The 9,832-nt window shown below is 65.6% G+C and carries 6 protein-coding genes; 3 read left to right on the top strand and 3 right to left on the bottom strand.

What is annotated here, in order from left to right; genetic code table 11:
• The 3 genes from ABNS06_RS15830 to ABNS06_RS15820 all read left to right on the top strand — a co-directional run.
• Positions 1 to 1,656, top strand: a 1,656-nt coding sequence (locus ABNS06_RS15830; protein WP_348675572.1) for a hypothetical protein, incomplete at its 5' end; no start/stop codon positions are given.
• Positions 1,653 to 4,997, top strand: coding sequence for a hypothetical protein (locus ABNS06_RS15825; protein WP_348675571.1), 3,345 nt, complete (start codon positions 1,653 to 1,655; stop codon positions 4,995 to 4,997). The genes ABNS06_RS15830 and ABNS06_RS15825, both read left to right, overlap by 4 nt.
• A gap of 428 nt (positions 4,998 to 5,425) precedes the next feature.
• On the top strand, positions 5,426 to 6,748 hold the full coding sequence (locus ABNS06_RS15820; RefSeq protein ID WP_348675570.1) for a sulfotransferase: 1,323 nt from the start codon (positions 5,426 to 5,428) through the stop codon (positions 6,746 to 6,748).
• 148 nt (positions 6,749 to 6,896) lie between these two features.
• Here the strand turns inward: ABNS06_RS15820 and ABNS06_RS15815 are convergent, their stop codons facing one another.
• The 3 genes from ABNS06_RS15815 to ABNS06_RS15805 are packed head-to-tail and all read right to left on the bottom strand — an operon-like array spanning position 6,897 to position 9,490.
• Entirely contained in the window at positions 6,897 to 7,649 is a 753-nt protein-coding gene (locus tag ABNS06_RS15815; RefSeq protein WP_348675569.1) for an SDR family oxidoreductase, read from the bottom strand.
• An 18-nt stretch (positions 7,650 to 7,667) separates the two neighbouring features.
• Entirely contained in the window at positions 7,668 to 8,576 is a 909-nt protein-coding gene (locus ABNS06_RS15810) for a PHB depolymerase family esterase (protein ID WP_348675568.1), read from the bottom strand.
• Positions 8,573 to 9,490 (bottom strand): alpha/beta hydrolase, encoded by a 918-nt coding sequence (locus tag ABNS06_RS15805; protein WP_348675567.1) that lies wholly within the window; start codon positions 9,488 to 9,490, stop codon positions 8,573 to 8,575. Before ABNS06_RS15805 ends, ABNS06_RS15810 begins: the two co-directional genes overlap by 4 nt.
• Positions 9,491 to 9,832 lie beyond the last annotated feature (342 nt).

The raw sequence follows: 9,832 nt of genomic DNA, 5'->3' as shown, positions 1-9,832 counted from the left end.
CAGGCGGTGGCGCGCTGGATTGCCCCCGAAACGCCAGTCGACGCCACACTGTGCTTCCAGCTGAGCGTCACCGACAGCCTGGCTCGGTCGTCCGCCACACTGGCCATGGTCGTGGTCAATGCGGCGGATCTGCCGCCAGAGGTCATCGACACCGCAAGATTCGCGGTGGCCCAGGGTGATGAACTCACCGTGACGAATGCCGATCTGTTCGCATTCGTCGACGAACCCAACGGCGACCCGCTGACCCGAGGCGATTTCATCGGCGCGCCGGAAGGTGGCCGCTTCGAAGCAGACGACCAGGGCTTCCGCTACCGGCCGTTCACGGGCGAGCAGGCGCTCACCGATCGTAGCGTTCGCGAACTGGCCCGGGTCGGGGCGACACGGGCGGCCTACATCCGTACCGCAACCGACCAGCCCGCGGACCTGGTGATCTACGACGCAGCGACCGAGGCGACGGAGGTTTTCGCGACGCCTGATATTGGCGAAGTCGTCGCGGCTCAGACGCAGCCGGTGCTGTACTTCAACACGGGCCTCACGCAGGAGTTGTTCGTCTACACCGCGGGGCTGGGTGTTCGACCGGTGGCGACAACCGCGCCGTTCTCGCTGGGCGTGGACAGCCGGATCGAAGAGTCCACCGGTGATCTCTACTTCTGCGACGGATCGGTCTGGGTCAGCGTGGATGCACAGACCGCGGCCGTCACGCGGTCGTCCACCGCCTGTCTGGGCTTTTCGACGACGCAGTTGCAGGCACAGCGCGACGGTGCGCTTTGCACGGCGGACGATGCCGACCTGGTCTGCGCCGACGGCGCCGGTGGCATGCGGCTGGTGAACCGCTTCCCGAACCGCATTGCCGCGCTGTTCGCGCTGAATGATGAACTGCTGGTCGCGGTGGACGACTTCAGCACGCTCAACGGTTATCGCTGGTGGCGGGTCGACGGTCAGGATGCGGTGTCCATGGCCGGTGAGCTGCGTGATTCCTTCATCCCGCCGCTGGGCATCGTCACCGAGCAGGACGGTCTTGTTCTCGCGGTGCAGGTCGACGGCCTGGTGCAGATGCGCCGCTGGCTCGGCGGCACCAGCCCCATCGAGAACGTGTCGGAGGCGGACTACCAGGAGTTCGACCGCTTCGATCTCGGCAGTCTGGCGACGACGGGACGCCGGGTGTTCTGGAATACGCCGCTGTCGCAGACCCGCGAGGCGTTGCTGATGGTCGACCTAGACGACTACGCGCCGGGCACGGGCGGCGGTGATCCGCAGCTTGCCGACCTGGTGGTGCTCAACGAGAAGACCACCGAGTTCGCCGGGCGGCCATTCCCGATCCGCGTCACGACCTATCGGGGCGTGACCAGCGTCGAACTGCCGCTGGAGACCAGTGACGACGGTGTCGACTGTCGCCTGATCGTGGTGGATGCCACCGGCGATCACGTCGAGCGGCTGAGCGAACTGCGCTGCGATCCGCCGGTGGTGCCACTGACGCTGGATGGGTCGGAAACCCTGGTCTACGTGAAACAGGGCGATGGACCGGACTTCCTGCGCCGGGTGTTCCGCACCGATGGGGAACCCTTCGCGGGCACGACGCCATTTGCCGTCCAGATCGCCGACCCGGGTGGTGCCAGTGTGGACCTGCCGATCGAAATCGAGGTGACCGAACCATGATGTCTTCGGGTGATGCACGACAGCGTTCCGCGGCCGCGCTACTGCTGGCCTTGCTGCTGGGCGCCTGTTCCGGCGGTGGGTCGGAAACCGATGCCGCGGTGTCGGAGCCGCCGCCAGCCGGCGACGGCAGCGGGTTGGCGGGCGAGGGCGGAGACACCACGGGCGTGATTCCGCTGGGTGAGCCTGGCTCGCCTTACTTCTACACCGATGGCGTCGCGGTGCTGCCGCCGGAGCGCTCCGGTTCCGCGGAGCGACCCGATCCGGACCGGGACGGCGATGGCCTGCCGAACGCCATCGACCGGGCACCGGATATACCCGCGGCGATCGCCGATGACGAGGCTCGGCTGGTGCTGGTTCACGCCGGTAGCCGGATCGAAGGCCGGTTGGTCGATCGAGCGCTGCATGCCGACGCGACCATCGTGTTCGAGATCGGCGGTGATGCGCTGGCCGACGAGCATCCGCACGCCATTCTGTTCGGCGGCGATGCCTCGAGGACGGCGGAACTGGTCGAGATCGGGGGCGGACGGTACGAATTGCTGGATACGGCATCCGACCATCCGGTGGAGGCCGTGGCGGTGGCGACATCGACCTGGCAAACGCGGCCGATGGCCATCGAATACCGGGTTCCCGGTGCGCCGTGGATCGCGGGGGCGGTGACGGCGCGTCGCGGTCAGACCGCACGTGTTGTCGGTCTGCATCTCGCGGATCGCGAACTGTGGCTTGGTGACACGTTGTTGCCGATGGTGGCCGGCGCCGAGACCTGGGTCGATGTGAGCATCCCGATGGATGCCGACAGCGGCCTGCTGGAGCTGCGGACCGATGAGAGCCAGCAGCAGGTCCCGGTGCGCGTTGAGCGACAGGTGCAGGTCGTCGCCTCGCCCTTGTGGGCGGAGCGCTTTCAAACGCTGGTGCACTTCAACAGCGATGATGATCTGGCCTACCTGAGCGGCGATCGACCTGTCTCGTTGTGGGTTGATACGAGTGTCCCGGACACGGTGCGTTTCCAGGTGCTCGATGCGGCGGCTGACAAGGCGCTGGTCGGTCGCGAGGTCACCGTCTGGCCAGATCAGGACAAGGTGGTGCTGGAGGCGGAATCGGCGGCGCTGTCACTGGCCTGGCAAAGCCGGCGGGCCTGGGCACTGCCGCAACGGGACTGGCAGGCCTTTCGCTCGGATGTGCTGGCCGCGCTCAATGCTGATGAGGCCGTGCTCGGCGCCATCGAGGACGCCGTGATTTCCGGTGCGAGCGCCGACAGCCTGGCGGCGTTGGCCGGGTTACGGACACTGGCGCAGGATGCGCTGCGGGCGCCGGCGCAAGCGAAGATGGTGGCGACCCCGGGCATCTCCCAGGGCGAGGCGCTGGGGCAGCGGGTGAACTATGTGGCGCCGAACGGCAGCCTGGGGCCGAACAGCCACTACGCGCTGTTCAGCGTTGGTAGCGTGCTGGACCTCTGCGCCGGCCTGGGTGGCCGACCCAAGTCGTTCCGGCCATCCGATCTGTGCATGGTCAGCAGCAGCGAGCTGGCGTCCAGCGTTGCGGTGCGCCGCAACGGTGAACTGCTGAGAAATCACATCGCGGTGTCTCGCGGCATCTTCGGCGCCGACATCGTCGGCGGCACCGGGGGCTTCTTCAACCTGGAATTCGGCTCCGATCAGGGGTTCATCGCTTTCAAGCGGCCGTTCGCCTATCTGGAAGCATCGGATACCAACAAGACGCCGCTCTGCGGCATCGAGCCCTGTCAGGTGGAGATCATCACCGGCGGCTTCGGCGTGGGGTTGCCCACACCGGCGATGACTCCGGCTGAAAAGCGCGTGTTTGAATTGCTGCGCAACCGGGCATTGGTTGATCTGATCGTGTTGCCGGTGCTGAGCACGCTATCCGGTGAGCTGGTCGACAGCCAGAGCCTGCAATGCGTCTCCAACAAGGCGTTCGAACTCTTCGGCGGTTCGCAGTCGTTGGCCGAGTTTTATCAAAAGGCCAGCGGCGCAAAGAAGCCGGATGGCAGCACGGACCACGCAGCGCTCGCCAAGGAGATCCGGACCTATTTCACGGGGCTGCTGACCCAGCTGTTGAAGTTCCGCACGCTGGGTGACTGTTACCAGACCAAGCCTCAGGAGGTGATCGAGGACCTGCTGGACCGGGCGGCGGATGAAGCCAGTCAGCGGCTGCTGGCGGTGATCCAGATTGCGGTGGAAACCACCATCACGGCGGTGCAGTTCGCGACCACGCCGCGCAAGATCGTGTTCAAGGCCGAACCGGTGATGCGGATCGATGCCGTGCGTGGACGTTACGACGCGACAGCGGCCGATGCGTCGAACAGCATCGAGATCGAGGGCTCGGCGATCGCCGAGGATCAGTCCCCGGCCACCGAGTTCTATCCCAAGCTGCGGCTGGAAGGTCGTTCGGGTCCGAACAGTTTCGTCGCCGTGGATACGCCGCTGGATCAATCAAACTACACCGGTGGCGTGCCGGCGGAGAATCGCTTTCTGCGCCTGTCCGGGGCGCCGCTGCGAACGATCATCGAATCCGACGGCATGTTCGTCCCCGGCACGCTGGACGTGAGCCTCATCTACACGCTGGACAATCCGGAGAACTTTGACTCGGCCGAGGTGGAGATCAAGGCCGGGCAGTACGAGATTCTGGGTGCGCCGCGTGTCGACGGCTTTGCCGAGGGCAGCTCGCCGACATCCGGTGGCAGCCGGGTGTTTCTGGTGGGCTATCGGCTGAACGGGCTGGATCTCAGCGGTGCCTCGGTGGAACTGGCATCCAGCGCGCAGGGAGAAATCGTTCGCGATCTGGAACTGATCCGCTACGACGAGCCGGACGTGCCCGAGACTCGGCAGTACGAGATCAGCTTTGGGGTTCCGCAACTGCCGTCCGGACGCAATGCCACGGAGTTCGACGCGACGCTGGTGCTCGCATCGGGGCGCATCGCGCTGGGCAAGCTGCTGGTCGTCCGGCCGCAGGTGTTTGGCTCGGCGACGGTCAGTGACTCCGGCGCCTGCCAGGACGACCAGGCCGAGGTTCGGCTGGTGACCGCGAATGGGGGATACGTGACCCTGGATACCGCCAGTGCGCCGGAGGTCATGGCGCCCGTATCCGGGCCGGATGACGTCGCCGCATCGCTGCTGTGGAACAACAGTCAGCTCGCCGCGAACAACCGGGTGGCCGGCGTGGAAGTGACCTGCACCGACGTCGGCGACGACTGCCGCGATGACGGCGGCGAGGAGGCGACCGGTGTCTGCACGCTGGGCATCGTGTTCGACGACGACACCAGCGTGCCGGGCAGTCAGACGCGATTCTTCAGTCTCAAGAAGAACGACCGGCGCGTGTTCCCCTGATGCGGCTACCGGGCTTCGGCCGGCACTGAGCCCACAGATCACGCCGTTGGCGCGTGGTTGGACCGATGCGGGCATCTTCCCGACAGGTGTCGACAAGATCGTGGGCGATCTGTCTGAAATGTCCTACACGGTTCCCCGAAGCAGGCCATGGTCGGCCGTTTTTCCCACTCGCTAGACTCTTGTCGTAGTAGTCGTCTACGTTGGCAAGGGAAGGGCGCGATTGGACCACGCGGGCGTTTTTGACTGGCAAAGCCGGGTTCGCGGTGGCGTTCCGCCAAGTGCTTTTCACCCCTCCCGTTGTTCCCGACGTGCCGGAACACACAGCGACAGCCTCGCCGGCGGGCATGACGCGGTCAGGCCATCGCCATCCGATGGAACGGATGGGGCCTTGCTCGTCTCTTGCGCAGAAAAATCAGGTTCGGAAGCTCATGACGGTTGAACGCTCAGACATAGAAGCAGCGATTTTCGAGGTGGTCGAGGAACTGCTCGAATCCATCGATGCGGAATTCGAGGATGACGTCACCTCGGACGTGATGCTGATTGCCGATGCCGGGTTTTCCTCCATCGACTTCGTCCAGATGACGGTCATGATCGAGGAAAGCCTGAACCGGAAGATCGGCTTTCAGGACATGCTCATGAAGGACGGGCAGTACGTGGATGACCTGAGCGTGGGTCAGGTCGTGGACTTCACCGTCGACCGGCTGAACTCGCCCGCGGCCGCGGGCAACGGCGCCGCGGAGCCCACGGCCGCCGCTCCCACCGCCATGGCGGCGGGTGGCCGGACGGTCACCGCGCAGGACGTCGAGCAGTTCGTGAAGCTGATCAAGCCGCGCAAGATCGCCTCCGCGGGAGGTCATGCGCTGAAGAACAGGCGCGCGGTGTTCATTCTTTCGCCGCCGCGATCCGGTTCCACGCTGTTGCGCGTGATGGTGGCGGGCAACCCGGCGCTGTTCGCGCCTCCGGAGCTGCACCTGCTGTCGTACGCGACGATGGACGAGCGGCGTGCCGATCTCAGTTCCGACCACAGTGAGCAGTTGCTGGATGGAACCGTTCGCGCGCTGATGCAGACGCGCGACTGGACCGGTGACCAGGCACGTCAGTTCATCGCCGAATGCGAAGCCAACGGTATGGGTACCCGCGAATTCTTCGGCATTCTGCAGGAGAATCTGGGTGATCGGCTGCTGGTGGACAAGACACCGACCTACGCCTTCAGCCTCGATATCCTGCGTCAGGCCGAGGAGTACTTCGAGGACCCGCTGTACATCCATCTCACCCGTCATCCCTGCGGCATGATCCGCTCCTACGAGGAGTCGAACCTGACCCGGATGATGCCGCTGATGATGAAGAACGCCGACTTCTCGATGGCGGCGGTCGCCGAGATGATCTGGCTGGTCAGCAACCGCAATATCCTGGAGTTCTCGCAGTCGGTGCCGTCCGAACGCTGGTTCCCGGTGTCGTACGAGAACATCGTCAACGATCCGGAATCCAACATGCGGCGGCTGTGCGAGTTTCTCGGCGTGCCGTATGCCGAGGACATGATCAACCCGTACAGCGACAGGAAGGCGCGCATGACCGATGGCGTGGACAACGCGTCAAAGATGAGCGGCGACCTGAAATTCCATCTGCATAGCCAGATCGACCCCGCCGCCGCCACGCGCTGGCGTCAGTTCTGCTCCGAGGACATGCTCGGCCAGGAGACGCTGGAGCTGGTCTCGACGCTGGATGCCGGCGCCGCGAGCATTCGGGTCTAGCGGGCTGCTCAGACAGGTCTCGCGCCGGACCGGTTGAGGCTCCCGCCCACTGGGTTGAAAGGCGCACGGTCTTGCGCGGCCATTACTGGCCGCAGTCATTGGACGCCGCTACGAGGCGGGTCGTAACCCGCTGGAATTCTTCGTGTAGTCAGCGAGCGCTGTAGCCGCCGTCCACCATCAGCAGGTCGCCAGTGGTGAAGCTGGCCTCGGGCGAGCACAACCAGCGCACCGCCTGGGCAACTTCCTCGCCGGTACCGGGGCGACCGATCGGATGCAGCTTGATGAAGGCTTCCGCCTTCGCGCCGCCGGCCTGCACGGTCTTGGCCCCGAGGCCGGCGTCGATCAGGCCGGGGCAGACCGCGTTGCAGCGGACACCCTGGCCGGAGTAGGCGACCGCGACGGATTTCGTCAGTCCGGCGATTCCGTGCTTGGTCGCGGTGTAGGCCGCGTTCGCGCCGCCGTTGACGCCGAGAATCGAGCAGTTGTTGACGATGGCGCCGCCGCCGGCCTCGACCATCAGCGCGACTTCCTGCTTCAGGCAGTTGTAGGTGCCGTTGAGGTTGATGCTGACGCAGGCGTCCCAGACGCTGTCATCGGTCTCCAGCAGCGGGGTGCCGCCGCCGCCGACGCCGGCGTTGTTGAATGCGCAGTCCAGTCGCCCGAAGCGTTCGCGGATGTTGTCGAACAGGGCCTCGACCGAATCACGATCGGCAACGTCGGCCGGTAGTGCGATGGCGCGCTCCGGGTCGTCGGCGGCCTCGCAAAGCGCCTGTGCGACCGCGGAGGCCGCGTCGGCGTTGATGTCGCTGACGACCACGGTGTCACCGGCTCGTGCGAACTGCGCGGCGGTGATGGCGCCGATGCCGCCGCCGGCTCCGGTGATCAGAACGATTCGGCTCAAGGTATCGGCCTCGGTGATTCAGCGATCCAGTGATTCGAAGAACGCCCAGATCTGCTGGGTCGCATTGAAGGTGCCGGGGTTCGGGCCCAGCTTGCGCGGCAGGAAGGTCTTGCCGCCCGGCCACTGATGCCCCGTTCCGGTCACCGAGCAGGCCTCGACCAAGCGATCGGAGCCACAGGCGGTGTAGCGCGTGCAGTCGGCGCCAGCCAGCTTCCCGGGTTCGGTCTCGCCCGCCTGGCAATCGTTGCGCTGGAGCAGCGACTCGGTCATCTCCTTCAGCGATGCCCGGTAGGTTCCGTCGTACTCGCCACCCAGCAGGGGAATCCGCGGATCGTCGGCGCCGCGGATCAGCAGCGCCGGCACGGGCGAGGGCTTCTCGCAGCGTTCCATCATCAGCGGGCCGGCCACCGGGGCGATGCCGTCGAACACGTCGCCACGCTCGCAGGCGATGCGGTGGAGCAGCATGGCGCCGTTGGAGAAACCGGTGCCGTAGGTCTTGCCCTTCGCGATGCAGGCCGCGCCTTCCAGCGTGGAGGCGAGTTCGGCGATGAAGCCGACATCATCGTAGTTGTTTCGCTGCGGCCGGCCGCAGCAGGAACCGGCATTCCAGGCCCGCCAGATGCCGTCCGGCAGGGCCAGCGCGAAGCCCTCCGACTTCGCCAGCTCGACGAAGCCGGTCTGATTGCCGAAGTTCTCGCCGGTGCCCCAGCCGCCATGCAGGCCGATGACCAGAGGGACCGGCTTGTCCGCGCTGGCACCGGGCGGGACGTAGAGCAGGTAGTCGCGATCCTGGTCCGCGTGTTCCATCGAGAGCGAGCGCATGCCCGACTCGCAAAGGTCGGCGTCGGCCGCCTCGGCAGTGGAGCGGGCGCCGAAACAGGCGGTGAGGAAGGCGATCGCGGCGATCAGGCAGAGGCGTTGAATCATGGAAACGGCGAAGCGGCAACGTGAATGTGCGAGGCCGGTGATGATGCCTCATCCGTGTGACTGGCCAGGCCGAGAAAAGGTTTCAGGGACTTCAGGACCACACGTGGCGACCGGGCGGGGAAGAAATGACCGGCGTTGGGCACCAGGACGTACTCCGCCCGGGGCAGCAACTCGCGCAGTCGCTCGCCGCTTTTTTGCACGCGGGAGTATTCGCCGTACATCAGCAGCACCGGCATGGGCAGGGTCGCGATCTGCTCCGGGCTGGCGCCCGAGGTCGACAGGAACTCCTCCTTGGCCGTGGTCTCGCGCAGCAGCTTGAGCCAGTGCTTGGCATCCCGGCCATTGCCGCGCCGGTCGGCGAAGGGCACGAAATCGTTCTGCACCTCCGTCTGGATGCCGGCCAGCCGCCGTTCGGCGACGGCCTCCAGGAACTTCAGTCCGATCTGATCCTCGGCCTCCCAGTCGATGTCCGTGGCTTCGGCGACCAGTTCCTGTTCGAACGGCGTCAGGTGAGCGCAGTCCGACAGTTTCAGCGTCGGTTGCAGCCGGTTGATCTTGGCATCCAGCAGCGCCAGATGGCTGACCCGATCCGGGTACTTGACCGCGAATTCCAGCGCCACCGCACCGCCGAAGCTGTGCGCGACGATCGGCGCCTTGTCGATACCGAGATGATCGAGCAGGGCGGCAAGGTCTTCGGCCTGGCTGGACGAGCTGTAGCCGGTCTCCGGCATGGCGCTGTAGCCGTGCCCGCGCAGGTCATAAAGCGTTAGCCGGAAATGGTCGCGCAGCAGCGGCGCGAGGCCGGTGAACCAGAACGCGCGGTTCGCCGCCAGGCCGTGGACCATGATCAGATCCGGGCCTTCGCCGAACTGCTGGTAGGCGATGCGGGTTCCGTTGGTTTCAAGGCTGGCCAAGGTGGCTCTCCGGTTGTTAAGGAAGCTCTGGTCTATGCACACCGGCAAGACGGCACCGGTTTTCTCGCAAGACAAGGCGGAGCGAGTGCTGCTTGGTCATTCCAAGCGAGCGAGCGACACGAATGCGTATGGAACGTATTCGGACGGTCGAAGACCGGCCCGAAGGGCGAAGCGCAGGGACGCGCTTCGCAACGCAGGATTGCGGGAAAACCGGCCCGTTCCATTCGGATTGCGCCTGAAAACAGGCCAGGCAAGGCGCGAGGAGCGAGGTTTGGTCATTCCAAATGAACGACGAGCAACGCCGCATGGCCTGTTTTCAGGCGGCAACTTGGCGGCGTGAAT

The sequence above is a fragment of the uncultured Abyssibacter sp. genome (assembly GCF_964000955.1).
Lineage (GTDB): Bacteria > Pseudomonadota > Gammaproteobacteria > Nevskiales > OUC007 > Abyssibacter.
The sequence above is the reverse complement of the archived record's forward strand: the minus strand, read 5'-3'. Positions and strand labels throughout refer to the sequence as shown.